The 15465-nt window shown below is 47.4% G+C and carries 14 protein-coding genes; 6 read left to right on the forward strand and 8 right to left on the reverse strand.

Annotated elements, in window-relative coordinates:
- Positions 1–242: 242 nt before the first annotated feature.
- Both BM200_RS24525 and gyrA read right to left on the reverse strand, forming a co-directional pair.
- Positions 243–1313: an HD-GYP domain-containing protein gene (locus tag BM200_RS24525; protein WP_091189310.1), complete on the reverse strand. Its 1071-nt coding sequence runs from the start codon at positions 1311–1313 to the stop codon at positions 243–245.
- 42 nt (positions 1314–1355) lie between these two features.
- The gene (gyrA, locus tag BM200_RS24530) at positions 1356–3863 is read right to left on the reverse strand and encodes a DNA gyrase subunit A (RefSeq protein WP_091189311.1); all 2508 of its coding nucleotides are present in this window, start codon (positions 3861–3863) and stop codon (positions 1356–1358) included.
- Positions 3864–4157: 294 nt separating this feature from the next.
- Here gyrA and BM200_RS24535 point away from each other — a divergent pair, with 294 nt between their 5' ends.
- A complete protein-coding gene (locus BM200_RS24535) occupies positions 4158–4919 on the forward strand; it encodes a YheC/YheD family protein (protein WP_091189312.1) in 762 nt (253 codons plus the stop codon).
- Positions 4920–4951: 32 nt separating this feature from the next.
- Here the strand turns inward: BM200_RS24535 and gyrB are convergent, their stop codons facing one another.
- The 6 genes from gyrB to dnaA form a co-directional block, all read right to left on the reverse strand.
- Positions 4952–6859: a DNA topoisomerase (ATP-hydrolyzing) subunit B gene (gyrB, locus tag BM200_RS24540; protein WP_091189313.1), complete on the reverse strand. Its 1908-nt coding sequence runs from the start codon at positions 6857–6859 to the stop codon at positions 4952–4954.
- Positions 6860–6900: 41 nt separating this feature from the next.
- Positions 6901–7152, reverse strand: a complete 252-nt coding sequence (gene remB, locus BM200_RS24545) for an extracellular matrix regulator RemB (protein WP_012772007.1) — start codon at positions 7150–7152, stop codon at positions 6901–6903.
- A 30-nt stretch (positions 7153–7182) separates the two neighbouring features.
- Positions 7183–8292, reverse strand: a complete 1110-nt coding sequence (gene recF / locus BM200_RS24550) for a DNA replication/repair protein RecF (RefSeq protein ID WP_091189314.1) — start codon at positions 8290–8292, stop codon at positions 7183–7185.
- 38 nt (positions 8293–8330) lie between these two features.
- A complete protein-coding gene (yaaA, locus tag BM200_RS24555; RefSeq protein ID WP_091189315.1) occupies positions 8331–8546 on the reverse strand; it encodes a S4 domain-containing protein YaaA in 216 nt (71 codons plus the stop codon).
- 38 nt (positions 8547–8584) lie between these two features.
- On the reverse strand, positions 8585–9727 hold the full coding sequence (dnaN, locus tag BM200_RS24560) for a DNA polymerase III subunit beta (protein WP_091189316.1): 1143 nt from the start codon (positions 9725–9727) through the stop codon (positions 8585–8587).
- A 237-nt stretch (positions 9728–9964) separates the two neighbouring features.
- Positions 9965–11317 (reverse strand): chromosomal replication initiator protein DnaA, encoded by a 1353-nt coding sequence (dnaA, locus tag BM200_RS24565; RefSeq protein ID WP_091189317.1) that lies wholly within the window; start codon positions 11315–11317, stop codon positions 9965–9967.
- 564 nt (positions 11318–11881) lie between these two features.
- Here dnaA and rpmH point away from each other — a divergent pair.
- From rpmH to mnmE, 5 genes are all read left to right on the forward strand, one after another.
- Positions 11882–12016, forward strand: a complete 135-nt coding sequence (rpmH, locus tag BM200_RS24570) for a 50S ribosomal protein L34 (RefSeq protein ID WP_015847830.1) — start codon at positions 11882–11884, stop codon at positions 12014–12016.
- 117 nt (positions 12017–12133) lie between these two features.
- Positions 12134–12487, forward strand: a complete 354-nt coding sequence (gene rnpA / locus BM200_RS24575) for a ribonuclease P protein component (protein ID WP_091190069.1) — start codon at positions 12134–12136, stop codon at positions 12485–12487.
- Positions 12488–12631: 144 nt separating this feature from the next.
- Positions 12632–13363: a YidC/Oxa1 family membrane protein insertase gene (locus BM200_RS24580; protein ID WP_091190071.1), complete on the forward strand. Its 732-nt coding sequence runs from the start codon at positions 12632–12634 to the stop codon at positions 13361–13363.
- A complete protein-coding gene (jag, locus tag BM200_RS24585; RefSeq protein WP_091189318.1) occupies positions 13360–13992 on the forward strand; it encodes an RNA-binding cell elongation regulator Jag/EloR in 633 nt (210 codons plus the stop codon). Before BM200_RS24580 ends, jag begins: the two co-directional genes overlap by 4 nt.
- Before the next feature lie 83 nt (positions 13993–14075).
- Positions 14076–15455, forward strand: coding sequence for a tRNA uridine-5-carboxymethylaminomethyl(34) synthesis GTPase MnmE (gene mnmE / locus BM200_RS24590; protein ID WP_091189319.1), 1380 nt, complete (start codon positions 14076–14078; stop codon positions 15453–15455).
- Positions 15456–15465 lie beyond the last annotated feature (10 nt).

A 15465-nucleotide genomic window follows, 5' to 3' on the forward strand; every position in this document is an offset into this window, starting at 1 on the left:
TTATTTCTAACGGGGCAGTTTTGCTCGTTGTTCAGTTTTCAAAGAACAATTTGTTTTGCGTTTGTCGTCCATGTGTTTCAGCGGCGACTTAGATAATATACCATGTCCGCCTATTGGAATGCAAGTACTTTTTAAAAGTATTTTTATAAAACATCATTATTATCTTTTACATCTTATAATAATGCGAATAATCCTTATAAAACAATAAAGATATCGCCCTTATGGAGGGCGATATCTTTAGGTTAACCCATTACTTCTTTAATATGCAGATGTCTATCGATTGTGAGATTAATAATCGACCCTCCAACAGAAACCCAAGGTCTTGTCGGATGTACAGCATCTGTAAACACAATTTCCCCTACGCGGTCATCGCTTAGTTTGACGATATTGCCGTTATGGAATTGTGTAACTTTCTCTACAAACATTCTGACGTATACAGGCTCAAGCTTTCCGAAGGCATCGCTCTGAATCTGTTCCAGGACGAAATATGGCGAGGCTGCCTTGCGGTAGAACCTGTTTAGCGTCATAGCATGATAGATATCTGCAATGGCTACAATCTTTGCATAAGGATGGATCTTTGACGTATCGATGGCAAGCGGATAACCGCTGCCGTCAATACGTTCATGATGCTGAAGAGCAGCCAGCTTAACTCCCTCGTTTAAAGAGGCAACATTCTTGAGCAGCTGGTAACCTAATACCGTATGACGTTTCATTTCTTCATTCTCATCAGCTGTCAAAGCTGTCGGCTTAGACAAAATAGCCGGATCAATCTTGACGTTCCCGATGTCGTGAAGCAAACCAGCAAGTGCTACCGGCATCCAATCTTTGCGCGGCAGTCCGCACCACTGGGCAATACGATAGGAGGTTAAGGCCACCAGCACGCTGTTGTGCAGTAAGTAATCACGTTCAGCGAACTGTCTTGGCATAAAGGTGAGAACCTGGTAACTGTTCTCATATTGCATCATCTTCTCTAGTTGATTCCGTATATCCATAACCGGGATGGACAGGCCTGATCTGATTTCGTTGATTACCCGTCTCAGCAGCACCAGCATTTGATCGTACTCATCGTGCAGCGGCGTGGAAGACTGTACAGGAGCAGTCGCTTTCTCTTGCTTCGCATTCTCCTGTGCACTATCTGCCTGGTTAGCCGGCTGCTCGATCTGTACTTTCGGAACCAAAAAAGCCTGCATAATATCTAATTCTCTAGGTGTGACGATGCGCCCCTTCTGAAATAGCACTCCGCCAAGCGGGGTGAGGACATCTTCGCTGATTTTGTCGCCTAACTTCACTTGTGATAAAGCCACTGTTGCCACAACGGTCCCCTCCCGAGGTATACCAATCCTGCACTGCTATGATTACTCTTCTGCCGGCTCTGAGCCTGCATCCGATGCATTTTCTTCGAATTCTTCGCCTTCTTCAAACGAATCATCGGCTTCTTCGCTGCGTGCTACACGGGTAACCGTTGATACGGTATCGTCATCACGCGTATTGATCAGCTTAACCCCTTGAGTATTACGGCCCATCGTCGAGATGCCTTCCATGCTCGTCCGAATAAGCGTGCCAAGAGCGGTCATAATCATGAGGTCCTCATCATTCAGTACAACCTTCAAGCTGACAATAGGTCCGTTCTTATCGGTGACGTTAAGCGTCTTGATCCCTTTACCGCCACGGTTCTGGATCCGGTATTCAGCCATTGGCGTGCGTTTACCGTAGCCTTTTGCCGTTACAATAAGCACATCGTTATCCGGAACAACAACGTCCATATCGATTACGGTATCGTCATCATCCAATTGAATGCCTTTTACCCCTGTCGCCGAACGTCCCATAGAGCGGACATCCTGTTCAGAGAAGCGAATCGACATCCCTTGTGCGGTACCCATTACGATTTCCTGATTTCCGTCTGTCAGCTTGACGCCGATCAGCTCGTCATCCTCACGAATCGAAATCGCAATCAGGCCGACCTTCCGTATATTCATGTAATCGTCAAGCGGTGTCTTTTTGACTATACCTTGGCGAGTCGCAAAGAACAGGTAGCTTTCCGAATCAAAGCTCTCTACAGGAATAACCGCATTGATCGTCTCGCCTTGCTCGATCTGAATCAGGTTAATGATCGGTGTTCCTCGAGCAGTCCGGCTGAGATCTGGAATCTCATAAGCTTTCAGGCGGTATACCTTGCCCTTGTTCGTAAAGAACAGGAGGTAATGATGGGTATTGGATACAAACAGATGCTCGACGAAATCATGCTCCTTCGTATCCATGCCCACAACGCCCTTGCCCCCGCGTTTCTGGCTGCGGTAAGTCGTTACCGGCAATCGCTTGATATATCCCGTATGCGTAATGGAGATGATGACATCTTCACGCGGGATCAGATCCTCGTCAAGAATCTCTTCATCACTTACGGTAATTTCAGTACGACGCTCGTCGCCGAAACGCTCCTTGATCTCATTCAGCTCTTCGCTGATGATGTTGAGCACTAGCTGCTCATCAGCCAAAATCGCCTTGTACTCGGCAATTTTCTTCATCAGTTCCGTGTACTCGGCTTCAATCTTGTCGCGCTCCAGGCCTGTCAGCCTTTGGAGGCGCATATCAAGAATGGCCTGTGCCTGCTCGTAGCTGAGCGCGAAGCGCTCGATCAAGCCGTCGCGGGCGATATCCGCCGTTTGCGAAGCACGGATAAGCGCAATAACTTCATCGAGATGATCAAGCGCAATACGCAGGCCTTCGAGAATATGAGCTCTTGCTTCTGCCTTTTTCAGGTCATATTCTGTACGGCGGCGTATAACTTCGATTTGATGCTGCAAATAGTAATACAACATTTCACGAATATTCAGCGTCTTTGGTTCGCCATTAACAAGCGCAAGCATGTTAATGCCAAAGTTCGATTGCATTTGCGTCTGCTTGTACAGATTGTTCAGCACAACACTCGGCGTTACGTCGCGACGAAGCTCAATAACGACCCTCATGCCATTACGGTCCGATTCATCGCGGAGGTCAGTGATGCCCTCTACTCTTTTCTCACGAACGAGTTCAGCGATCTTCTCGACCAGGCGTGCTTTGTTTACCTGATACGGCAGCTCATACACAATAATGCGGGCTTTATTGCCGTTCTCTTCGATGGTTGCACGCGCACGCATCGTTACAGTACCGCGGCCAGTCAGATAAGCCTGACGGATGCCGCTCAGTCCCATCACAATACCGGCTGTAGGGAAATCCGGGCCTTTTACATAATCAATCAGCTCAACCGGCGTAATATCCGGATTACGGATCAGGGCCTGAATGCCGTCAATAACCTCAGTCAGGTTATGTGGCGGAATATTGGTGGCCATGCCTACCGCAATACCTGTTACCCCGTTTACGAGCAGGTTCGGAAAACGCGACGGCAGAACTGCCGGCTCTTTCTCCTCGCCGTCATAGTTCGGTACAAAATCAACCGTTTCTTTATTTAAATCGCGGAGCATCTCCATGGCGATTTTCGACAGACGCGCCTCGGTATACCGCATCGCCGCCGCCATATCTCCGTCAATCGAGCCGAAGTTGCCATGCCCGTCCACGAGCATGTACCGCATGGAGAAATCCTGCGCCATCCGTACCATCGCTTCATAAACCGACGAATCGCCGTGCGGATGGTACTTACCGATTACTTCCCCTACGATCCTCGCAGACTTCTTATACGGCTTGTCCGAAGACATTCCTAGCTCCGACATTGCGTATAAAATACGACGATGCACCGGTTTAAGACCATCCCTTACATCCGGCAATGCGCGGCTTACGATAATACTCATCGCATAATCCATGAATGAATCGCGCATTTCTGTACCGATGTCACGGTCTTTAATTTGCGAATGCTGTTGTTCTTCCGCCATGTTTTACCTCCCTGACGTCATCAATCTGCAAATCTTATTAAACATGATAACCATTATATTACTTTCACAAAAAAGGCACGGCTAAACGCCCTGCATCCGTTTCATCTATGAAACCGACAAATTAACTGCAAAATAACGAAAAAATAGGCAAATATCCGTATTCTTTCGTTCCCGATCCGCCATAAAATAAACAGACCCAAATTACATTATACCACTCATTACAAAGTCTGTCTTCTTCTTGATTCGCATTCTTGACATGGTTTGAAAGGGTCCAATGGGAAAGGAGCATCAACTTTGTCCATCCAGTATGTATACAGCAAATGGGAGAAAACAAACGTCCTTCTTCACTCGGCAGCTCTCCGTGAATATATTCCTGTAACGAAACTCTTCAGTCAGGAGCACCTTCTGCTGATGTTAACTGAATATGGGATGGTCTATGTCAAACCGGTTAACGGAACCTTTGGCAAAGGCGTTATGCGCGTAGAAAGACTCAAGCCGGCTAACAAAGGCTTTAAATATCAATTGAACACGACCATTCGGACTTTTCCTACCTTCGAGCTGCTGTACCAAAGCCTGGTTAAGAAGATTAACGGCAGACGTTATCTGGTTCAAAAGGGAATTGATCTGCTCCGTCATAAAAAGCGGCGCTTCGATATCCGGGTAATGGTGCAGCGCAATGATCACAACAACTGGGAGGCTACCGGGATCATCGGCCGCCTGGCTCATCCGGCTAAAGTGGTCACCAACTACCATAACGGCGGAACCCCAATGTCCTTCGAACGCTTAATGTCCACCCATCAATCGCCGACTCAAAAAATGATCTATGCCATGCGTCTCAAACAAATCAGCCTGGATATCGCAAAGGAACTGGAAAAGCATTATCCGGGTTTAAAAGAGCTGGGCATCGATATTGCCATTGACCAGCAATTCCGTCCCTGGATCCTTGAGGTTAATACAAAACCCGATGCTTTTATTTTCCGCAAGCTTGAAGATAAAACAATCTTCCGTAAAATTTATAAATATGCGGTCTCCTACGGCCGTTACAAAAAGAAATAGCCGTCCATCAGGACGGCTAACTTTGTTAAACGCTAAATATCCAAGTTCTTAACGTCCTTCGCAAACTGCTGAATGAAGTCACGGCGCGGCTCAACGTTATCACCCATTAAGGTGTCAAAAATAACATCGGCTTCGATCGCGTCTTCAATGGATACCTGAAGCATGGTCCGGCTCTCCGGATCCATCGTTGTCTCCCAGAGCTGCGTAGCATTCATCTCGCCGAGACCTTTATAACGCTGTACGTTTACTTTTACACCTTCTCCGAATTCCGCGATAATATCATCGCGTTCCCTCTCTGACTGCGCATAACGGATAACCTTGTTCCGTTCAATCTTGAAGAGCGGCGGCTGCGCGATATAAATATATCCTGCCTCGATAATCTTCCGCATGTAACGGAAGAAGAAGGTCAGCATCAAAGTCCGGATGTGGGCCCCGTCGACGTCGGCATCGGTCATAATAATGACTTTGTGATAACGTGCCTTTGCCAGATCGAAGTCATCGCCAATGCCTGTACCAAGCGCTGTAATGATCGCACGGATCTCGGCGTTACCAAGAATACGGTCAAGCCTCGCACGTTCAACGTTCAGGATTTTACCGCGCAGCGGCAAGATTGCCTGGAAGTGACGGTCGCGGCCCTGCTTCGCAGACCCGCCGGCGGAGTCACCTTCGACAATATAAAGCTCACTGATCGACGCATCCTTGGAGGAGCAATCCGCCAGCTTGCCCGGCAAAGAGCTTACTTCCAGCGCACTTTTACGGCGTGTTAACTCACGTGCTTTCCGTGCCGCTTCGCGGGCTCTTGCCGCTTGCAGACCTTTTTCAACGATTTTGCGGGAAACCGATGGATTCTCATCCAGGAACTCCTGCAGCTTCTCTGCAAAGAACGATTCGACAATACCACGAACCTCACTGTTGCCGAGCTTCGTCTTTGTCTGTCCTTCAAACTGCGGCTCCGGAATTTTCACCGAAATAATCGCCGTTAGGCCCTCACGGACATCGTCGCCGGAGAAGTTGGAGTCATTGTCCTTAATCAAGTTCGTCTTGCGGGCATAATCGTTAATAATACGCGTCAACGCGCTCTTAAAGCCCGATTCATGCGTACCGCCTTCATGCGTATTAATATTATTGGCGAAGGAATGAATATTCTCGGTGTAGCCGTCATTGTACTGCAACGACACTTCAACCTGGATATGGTCCTTCGAGCCTTCAACGTAAATCGGTTCTTCATGCATGACTTCTTTGTTGCGGTTCAAGTGCTTTACAAACTCGATAATACCGCCTTCGTATTTAAACGAATTCGAAGCACCCGTGCGTTCATCAGTCAGTTCAATCTCAAGGCCTTTGTTCAGGAACGCCAGCTCGCGAATCCGCGATTGGAGCGTCTCATATTCGTAAACGGTAGTATCCGTAAAAATCTCAGGGTCCGGCTTAAACTTAACCGTTGTGCCAGTCTCTTCCGATTCACCAATAATCTTGACATCATATTGCGGTACACCACGGCGGTATTCTTGTTGGTAGACCTTCCCATGAAGCTTAACCGTAACCGTCACATGCTCTGACAACGCATTAACGACGGATACACCTACCCCGTGCAATCCGCCCGATACTTTATAGCCCTCGCCGCCAAACTTGCCGCCTGCATGCAGGACAGTCATTACGACTTCAAGGGTTGATTTCTTAAGCTTTGCGTTCTCCCCGACCGGGATACCACGACCGTTATCAATTACGGTAATACTGTTGTCCTCGTGGACAAAGACTTGAATCTTCGTACAGTAACCGGCCAGTGCCTCATCGATACTATTATCGACAACCTCCCATACGAGATGGTGAAGGCCCTTTCCGCTAGTAGAACCGATATACATCCCTGGACGTTTCCGTACAGCTTCTAACCCCTCGAGGACCTGTATCTGACTCTCATCGTACGTATTCTGCTGATTCAACTGCTCACTACTCCTCTCATACCTGTTCACCTTGGCTGCTTCTAGCCATTCGCTGCAAAATGATGTGCCCGTTTTTTCAAAGTAGAGGATGAAATCGGCGAATAATAGATTTTCTGCTTGGTCACAACAATCGATTTCGGCTCTTCCTCACCAATCGTCTCGACATCTTTGCGTTTGCGGGCTCCTGCTACAAATTGCTTGGACAGCTTGGAGGATTGCTCTATCGATATATCAAAAATGGCTACCAACTCGGCAGCCCGGATAATTTTCTCTCCGCCCAAATGAATATACATGTCCTCCGCCTCCCGTATATACGCCCGTTATCAGCGCGTCACTCGGCCTTCCCGCACATCGTAGATACCGGCGTCACGGAGCTTGCTCACATTTACGCTCTCGAGTCCGGTCGTTGTAATAAACGTCTGAACTTTGCTCTGAAATGTCTCGATGAGCTGCGTCTGCCGGTTCTGGTCCAGCTCAGACAGCACATCATCAAGCAATAGCAGCGGGTATTCCCCAATTTCCTCGCAGATCAATTCTATCTCGGCAAGCTTAAGCGACAATGCGGTTGTGCGCTGCTGTCCCTGCGAACCGTAAACAGCCGCTTCCTTGCCGTTAATAAAGAACGCCATGTCGTCCCGATGCGGTCCAACGAGCGACATTCCTCTGCGAATCTCCTGATCTTTCACCTGTGATAACTTTAACATAAATTGCTCAAATAAAACAGTTTCATCTTCGGAGGGGCCGCCGTCAAAGGACGGGCGGTACTCAATGGTGAGGTGCTCGGCGCCCGCCGTAATGCCGGAATGAATCTGTTCCGCCCACCGCTGTAATTTATGAATAAAGTGTTTCCTTTTTTTCATAATTTTAACACCATGCTCAGCAAGCTGCATATTCCAGATATCCAGCATTGCCTGCTGCGTGCTGCCTGGAGATGCTGTCTTCAGGTAATTGTTCCGTTGTGCCAGCACCTTGGTATATTGCGTCAGCGTATGCAAATAACCGGGCTGTACTTGGCCGATTTCCATATCGAGAAACCGTCTTCGTATGCCCGGCGTTCCTTTGACAATCTCAAGATCCTCAGGAGCGAACATGACAACATTCAGCGATCCGATAAAATCACTGAGCTTCCGCTGCTCGAGTCCGTTGATCTTTGCTTTCTTGCCTTGCGTCGAGTACATCAAATCAAGTTTAACAGTACCGTAACGCTTCTCCACCTCGCCGTGGATCCGGGCCGTATCCGCTTCCCAGCCGATCAGCTCCTTATCCTTGGACGTGCGGTGCGACTTGGTGAGGGCAAGAGCGAATATCGCCTCAAGCAAATTCGTCTTGCCCTGCGCATTCGGTCCAACAAACAAATTAACTTGATTGTCAGTCTTCAGTTCAAGCTCTTTGTAGTTGCGATAGTTGTGCAATTGGATGCTGTTTAAAAACACGTTCGTAGTCCCCCCGGCCCTGGCCTCTTCTTAGGCGCTTAAGCCCCGGTCACCGTAAAGACGCCGCAGCCTTCTACTTCGACGCGGTCACCGGCATACAATTTTCTGCCGCGGCGGTTATCCACAACCCCGTTTATCTGAACCTCGTTCTCCTGCAAGAAAAATTTCGCGTGTCCACCTGTGGATATACAATCAGCCAGCTTTAAAAACTGCCCCAGCGTAATATATTCGGTCCGAATGGCGATTTCTTTCATCACATGCTCACCTGCCTTTCACCTTTGCCTGGATAGCCTTAGTTTGTTGTCCGATAAGGCAGGATAACATACGTGTTGTAATTATGGTCTGTCGGGCGTATAACAATCGGGCTCATCGCCCCGGTAAAGCCGATAAAGATCTGCTCGCTGTCGATGACTTTAAGCACATCCAGCATATATTTGGAGTTGAAGGCAATCTTAAGAGCTTCCCCATCGAATTGCTTCGCTTCAAGCTGCTCGGTTACACGGCCAAGCTCTGTCGAACTGGAGGAAATCTCGATAGCGCCGTCTTCAAGCGTCGTCAGACGAACGATGTTCGTTTTCTCTTCTCTCGACATGAGGTACGCGCGGTCGATAGCATCCGTCAAATTTTTTGTATCAAGAACGAGTTCTGTTTTGAACATGCTCGGAATAATTTTAGAAGTATCCGGGTATGTCCCGTCCAGCACGCGGGTGTAGAAAAGAACATTGCCGATTTTGAACAGTACTTGGTTATCGGCTACGACAATATCGACAAGGCCGTGCTGATCCGGAACCAGCTTCGACAGCTCGACTAACGTTTTGGCAGCAATAACGACATTGTTAAACCGGTAATCTGCAGCGGTCTCCGCTTGAGCGATACGGCTTGCCAGACGGTGGCGGTCAGTCGCCACAAATTTCAGCTGCTTATCCTGAAGGCTCCAAAGCACACCTGTCAGAATAGGCGTTTGCTCGTTAACGGATGCGGCCAGAACGGTCTGGCGAATCATCGCCTTCAGCAAATCACCTGGCATCTGGAACAGTTCATTATGCTCGATCGATGGAAGAACCGGGAATTCCTCCGGATCCAGGCCAACCATCTGAATATCTGTCGAACCGGAACGGATCAAGGTTTGGAAATGGGCACCTACTTCAATTTCTACATTTTCGGACGGAAGCTTCTTAACGATCTCCACGAAGAATTTAGCGGGAAGTACAACGTTACCCGGTTTATCCACATGTGCAATAACGAGATTATCTCGTTCTACAGGGATAAAGCTTTGAATAGATATATCGGTATCGCTCGCCGTTAAGGTAACTCCTTGATGGGTAACTTCAATCTTGATGCCGCCGAGAATAGGAATTGTCGGACGGGAAGAAGCCGCTTTGGCAACCTGTTGAATGGCTTCGTTCAGTTCATGTTTGGAAATTGAAAGTTTCATGGTTTCACTCCTAAGTCCGTTTCGGATCGATGGTTGTTGGTTTTAAAAATAGGCGAAGCCGTAAGGGGCGATTTCGCCCTATTTTGATGATGTTTTTTTAAAAAATATTAGTAGTCGTAGTAGTAGGCGGCGTTAATATGTGGATAACCGTCTAAAACACGGATAAAGCAAGCCTATCCACATGTGTATAGCTTGTGCATAGGCTTGCTTGGTTGTTCATATAGAAGTGTATAACTTTTACGTGTGATTTTTGATCTTTTCGGTCAGGTTTTGCAAGATCTTGTATAAGTCCTGATCGATCTTCAATTGCTGCGAGATTTTCTCATGCGCATGGATGACGGTCGTATGGTCGCGTCCGCCAAACGCTTCGCCAATCTTCGGCAGTGAATAATCAGTAAGCTCACGCGAGAGGTACATCGCAATTTGACGCGGATAGGCGACAGCTTTGGTTCGTTTCCGGGCTTTAAATTCCTCAAGACGCAGACCGTAGAACTCGCCAACCTTTGTCTGAATATCGTTTATCGTGATCATCTTCGGACGGCTGGACGGAATAATATCCTTTAACGCTTCAGCAGCCAGGTGAGATGTAATATCCTGATTAATAAGCGAGGAGTAAGCAACCACTCGGATGAGGGCGCCCTCCAGCTCACGAATATTCGTATCAATCTGATTCGCAATGTAAACCATGGCTTCATTCGGAATATCTAGGTTCTCGGCTTTCGCTTTCTTACGCAAGATAGCGATCCTAGTCTCCAAATCCGGTGCCTGGATATCCGTTATCAGTCCCCACTCGAACCGCGAACGCAGCCTTTCCTCCAAAGTCGGGATTTCCTTTGGCGTACGGTCACTCGAAATAACGATTTGTTTCCGCTCTTCATGCAGCGCATTAAAAGTATGGAAGAACTCCTCTTGCGTCCCGTCTTTACCAGCCAAAAATTGAATATCGTCAATCAAAAGCACGTCAATATTGCGATATTTGTTGCGGAAGCTTTCCCCGCGGTTATCCCGGATCGCATTAATGAATTCATTCGTGAACTTCTCAGACGAGATGTACATAATCTTCGTGCTAGGATTGTGATCCATGATGTAGTGACCGATGGCATGCATCAAGTGCGTCTTGCCAAGTCCTACACCGCCGTATAAAAAGAGCGGATTGTATGCCTTTGCCGGTGCTTCCGCTACAGCAAGCGAAGCGGCATGCGCGAACCGGTTATTAGCCCCGATGACAAACGTATCAAACGTGTATTTCGGGTTAAGCATATGATTGAATGTCTCTTCATGAACGATAGGCGTTTCGACTGATTTGGGCTGCACAGCGGGCGCGGGCTCAGCTGTTTTGGCTTCTTCAATTGAAAATCGGACATCGACCTGTCTGCCGAGAAACTCAAACAAGGTGTTACGAATTAATTTGGTATATCGGCCTTCCAGCCATTCTGCCGCAAATGTTGTCGGCGCCGTCACTTCCAGTAAAGAATCATTCACGAAGGAAGCTTTGGTCGCTTTAAACCAGGTATCGAAACTGGGTTTGCTTAGTTTCGTCTGAATGATTGACAACACTTGCTGCCATAAATCATAGGTATGGCTGTCCACAGACGTCACTCCTTATCAAAAATCGCCGAATCGGCGCAGTTAAGCCAAAACATGTCGAATGAATGGTGATTATTACGAAATACCCACAATATGAAGAATAATAGGAACATGAGTTATAAATAGGGGATGAGTTTGTTCACAATGTTATCCACAGGTTGTTGATAAGATTTGATGAATCGATGAGGTATTCACACCGAAAACATAATAATCATAGCAAAAGATCCCTTGTATTTCAACGAATTGTGAGATTTTATCCACAAATTCAATAGCTTGTGCATAAAAGTTATCGACACCACTACATATTGTTAATATCTTGTTACCATTTCGACAAAGTTCGTCTAAAGTCCCGAAAAATTATGCACATGTTATTAGTTTTCCGACAAAGCTCTGTATTCCATACATTTATCCACAATATTTGGATGACCGCTGTTTTAATTGACTTTTTGGGCCTGTCGTGGTTTAATAAAAAAAGCGTGTTTCAAAAATCAGTTGTTTACAAAGAATGAGCAGATCGGTTTCAAACCGTACTGTTTGAGTATTTGATATACGGGAGGTGCAGTTCAGATGAGACCTACATTTAAACCAAATGTAAGCAAACGCAGCAAAGTACATGGCTTCCGCAAACGGATGAGCTCGAAAAACGGACGTAAAGTTTTGGCAGCGCGTCGTCAAAAAGGCAGAAAAGTTCTTAGCGCATAAGCAAAAGACCACGTCGGGTGGTCTTTTTTTTTGCCCTGCGGGCGATACTGAATAGTAGGTCCGCGGGCAGTCATACATAAGTGTTATTAATATGAAGAAAGAACGGTGAGCCTGGTCGTGCAAAGAAAATTGCGTCTGCGTAACCGCGCTGACTTCAATCGGATCTATCGCTACGGTAAATCGTTTGCCAATGGCCAGTTTGTTGTTTATTGGTCGAGGCAGCAGGTAGCGGAACCTTTCCGGTTAGGCGTCTCAGCCAGCAAAAAAATCGGCAATGCGGTTGTCCGAAACCGGATGAGGCGAGTGATTAAGGAAATTGTCCGTTTGAACGGAGCCAAAATCGTGCCAAATACCGATTTTATATTAATAGTAAGAAAACCTGCGGTTGAGATGGAAACGAAGCAGCTGGAGAAGAGCATTATGCACGTATTGAGAAAGGCGGGACTGCTGAAAAAGGATGCCCGTTTTTAGCAGAATCGGCCAGCATTGCCAGGTTGTTTCTTTGTCCTATTATTTATGGTATAGTTTAGTCAATAATGCTTAGTTTGGAGTGTTCAGAGAGGAGATTTCACGTTGGTTTTAAGAGGAAACCGCAAGTGGCTGCTCGTACTGGGTATGGTGCTGTTGATCGCAATGCTCTCCGGATGCACTTCGCCGAACCATACAACGAGCACAGAGGATCTAAAGAGCGGAAATATCTGGGAGAGCAATGTTGTTTACTACTTTGCATTGACCCTTGATAAATTTGCAGAGTGGTTAGGTGGCTCATATGGACTAGCTATCTTGCTCATCACGATTATTGTAAGAACTGCAATTCTACCGTTAACGCTGAAGCAGTATCGCAGCTCAAAGGCGATGCAGGCGATTCAGCCGCAAATGGCCGAGATTAAGAAGAAACATAAAGATAATCCGCAGAAGCAGCAGGAAGAAACAATGAAGTTGTTCCAGGCCAACAAAGTAAACCCGATGGCTGGCTGTTTGCCGCTTCTTGTTCAAATGCCTGTTTTTATGGCGCTTTATAATTCGATTTATGGAAATCCTGAGGTTCGCACGCATGAATTCTTAGGTTTGCAGCTTGGCGAACCAGGGCCATGGTACTTCCTGCCGCTTATAGCAGCAGCCACGACGTTTGTCCAGTCGAAAATGATGCAAAAACAGCAGACCCAAGCGATGCCGGGGATGGGAGCTATGCTTATGATTTTCCCAGTCCTAATCTTCGTAATGGCGCTAAACTTCCCGTCGGCACTTCCGCTGTACTGGATTTTCAGTAACATCTATACTATTGTTCAAAACTACTTCCTGTACGTTCGTTCATCCAACAAGGGTAAGGAGGCCCTCGCGAAATGAAGAAAATCGTAGCATCAGGAAAAACGGTTGATGATGCTGTACGGAGCGGTTTGACACAATTAAATGTAACCATGGATCGCGTCAAAGTGCTCGTGACGGAACAGCCCTCCAAAGGACTGTTCGGACTCATTGGCGTAAGAGAAGCAAAGGTTGAGCTTGAGCTTATACCGGATCCAACAATTGAAGCAGAGCAATTTCTTCGTGATGTGGCAGAAGCGATGGGACTTACAATCGCTATCGAACGGAAACAAACGAAAGAAGCGACTTATCTGTCCGTTTCGGGCGGAGGGGACATTGGCATGCTGATTGGCCGGCGCGGTCAAACGCTTGACGCGCTGCAGTATTTGGTTAACATTGTGGCAAATCGATATTCGGACAGCCATCTTCGGATCGTGCTTGATGCAGAAGATTTTCGCGAGCGTCGCCGCAAGACGCTGGAAGAATTATCGGAACGGCTTGCCGGCAGAGTTATCCGCACGAAGAAAGAGGTCGTGCTCGAGCCGATGTCGTCGCATGAGCGTAAAGTGATTCATTCCCAGCTTCAGAATCACCCTAGGGTAAAAACTTACAGTAAGGGCGATGAGCCAAATCGGCGAGTTGTTATTGCTTTAAAGGAAAAGCAGATGTAAAGTTAGATCCATACGTTTATCAATTCGCAGCAATGGCTCCCGTGGTCATTGCTGTTTTTCCATTTGAGAGGTGCTGAAAGCTGATGGTACACGATACTATAGCAGCCATTTCGACTGCAGTCGGAGAAGGCGGCATAGCGATTATTCGTGTCAGCGGTCCCGATGCAATTGAAGGGACTGCCCGAATTTTTCGTTCAAGAACCGATCTTCGGGATGCGGCAACGCATACCGTTCATTACGGTCATATTATAGATCCAAAGAGCGGGGAACAGGTTGAAGAGGTTATTGTGACCGTCATGCGTGGTCCCCGTTCGTTTACGGCAGAGGATGTCGTTGAGATTAATGCCCATGGCGGCGTAGTTGCCGTGAAGAAGGTACTCGACCAGGTGCTCCTGCAGGAAGGGATGCGGATCGCAGAGCCAGGAGAGTTCACGAAGAGAGCATTCCTCAACGGACGGATCGATCTGATGCAGGCGGAGGCGGTTATCGATCTTATCCGTTCGAAGTCTGATCGAGCGTTCTCCGTTGCACGCAAGCAGGCGGAGGGAACGTTATCGAAGCGTATTAAAGCGCTGCGGCAGACGGTAATCGAGCTGCTCGCGCATATTGAAGTTAATATCGACTATCCCGAGCATGATGTTGAGGATTTGACCAGTGCTTATATTCGCGAACAAAGCGGATCCGCGCTGGAGGAGATCGGCAAGCTGTTAAAAACGGCGAATGAAGGTAAAATATTGCGTGAGGGCATAATGACAGCAATAGTAGGGCGCCCGAATGTGGGCAAGTCTTCGCTGCTTAATATGCTGGCACAGGAAAATAAAGCGATTGTAACGGATATTCCCGGTACGACTCGTGATGTTATTGAGGAATATGTAACGCTTAATAACATTCCGCTAAGACTGCTGGATACGGCAGGCATCCGCGAAACGAGCGATGTGGTCGAGCGGATTGGCGTAGAGCGGTCTCATAATGCGCTGGAAGAAGCGGATTTGATCCTGTTCGTGCTTAACAATAATGAGCCTATGCATGAGGATGACCGCACGCTCCTTGAGAAGATGAAGGACCGTCAGCTTATTCTTATTATTAATAAATCCGATTTGGAATCCAAGCTGGATATGGACGAGATTGAAGAGCATATTGATGAAGAGCGAATTGTACGTATGTCAGTACTCGAAGAGGATGGACTCGACCGGCTGGAAAAGGCGATCAGCAAGCTCTTTTTCGAAGGGCAGCTGGATTCCGGGGATTTGACATATGTCAGCAATGTTCGGCATATTTCTTTGCTGAAGCGGGCTCAGCAGTCGCTTATTGATGCGATTGAAGCGTCGAATATTGGCATACCAATCGATCTGATTCAGATTGATGTACGTTCCGCATGGGAATCACTTGGCGAAATATTAGGCGATGAGGTTGGCGATTCTTTGATCGACCAGATTTTCTCGCAATTCTGTTTGGGTAAATAAATACGTGTTT

The organism is Paenibacillus catalpae, from assembly GCF_900112695.1.
Classification (GTDB): domain Bacteria; phylum Bacillota; class Bacilli; order Paenibacillales; family Paenibacillaceae; genus Pristimantibacillus; species Pristimantibacillus catalpae.

What these genes read in the sequence shown, in the direction of transcription:
- gyrA (WP_091189311.1), bottom strand. Translation starts at nt 3,863, where the DNA reads ATGGCGGAAGAACAACAGCATTCGCAAATTAAAGACCGTGACATCGGT.
- remB (WP_012772007.1), bottom strand. Translation starts at nt 7,152, where the DNA reads ATGTATATTCATTTGGGCGGAGAGAAAATTATCCGGGCTGCCGAGTTG.
- yaaA (WP_091189315.1), bottom strand. Translation starts at nt 8,546, where the DNA reads ATGAAAGAAATCGCCATTCGGACCGAATATATTACGCTGGGGCAGTTT.
- dnaN (WP_091189316.1), bottom strand. Translation starts at nt 9,727, where the DNA reads ATGAAACTTTCAATTTCCAAACATGAACTGAACGAAGCCATTCAACAG.
- rpmH (WP_015847830.1), top strand. Translation starts at nt 11,882, where the DNA reads ATGAGACCTACATTTAAACCAAATGTAAGCAAACGCAGCAAAGTACAT.
- BM200_RS24580 (WP_091190071.1), top strand. Translation starts at nt 12,632, where the DNA reads ATGGTGCTGTTGATCGCAATGCTCTCCGGATGCACTTCGCCGAACCAT.
- jag (WP_091189318.1), top strand. Translation starts at nt 13,360, where the DNA reads ATGAAGAAAATCGTAGCATCAGGAAAAACGGTTGATGATGCTGTACGG.
- mnmE (WP_091189319.1), top strand. Translation starts at nt 14,076, where the DNA reads ATGGTACACGATACTATAGCAGCCATTTCGACTGCAGTCGGAGAAGGC.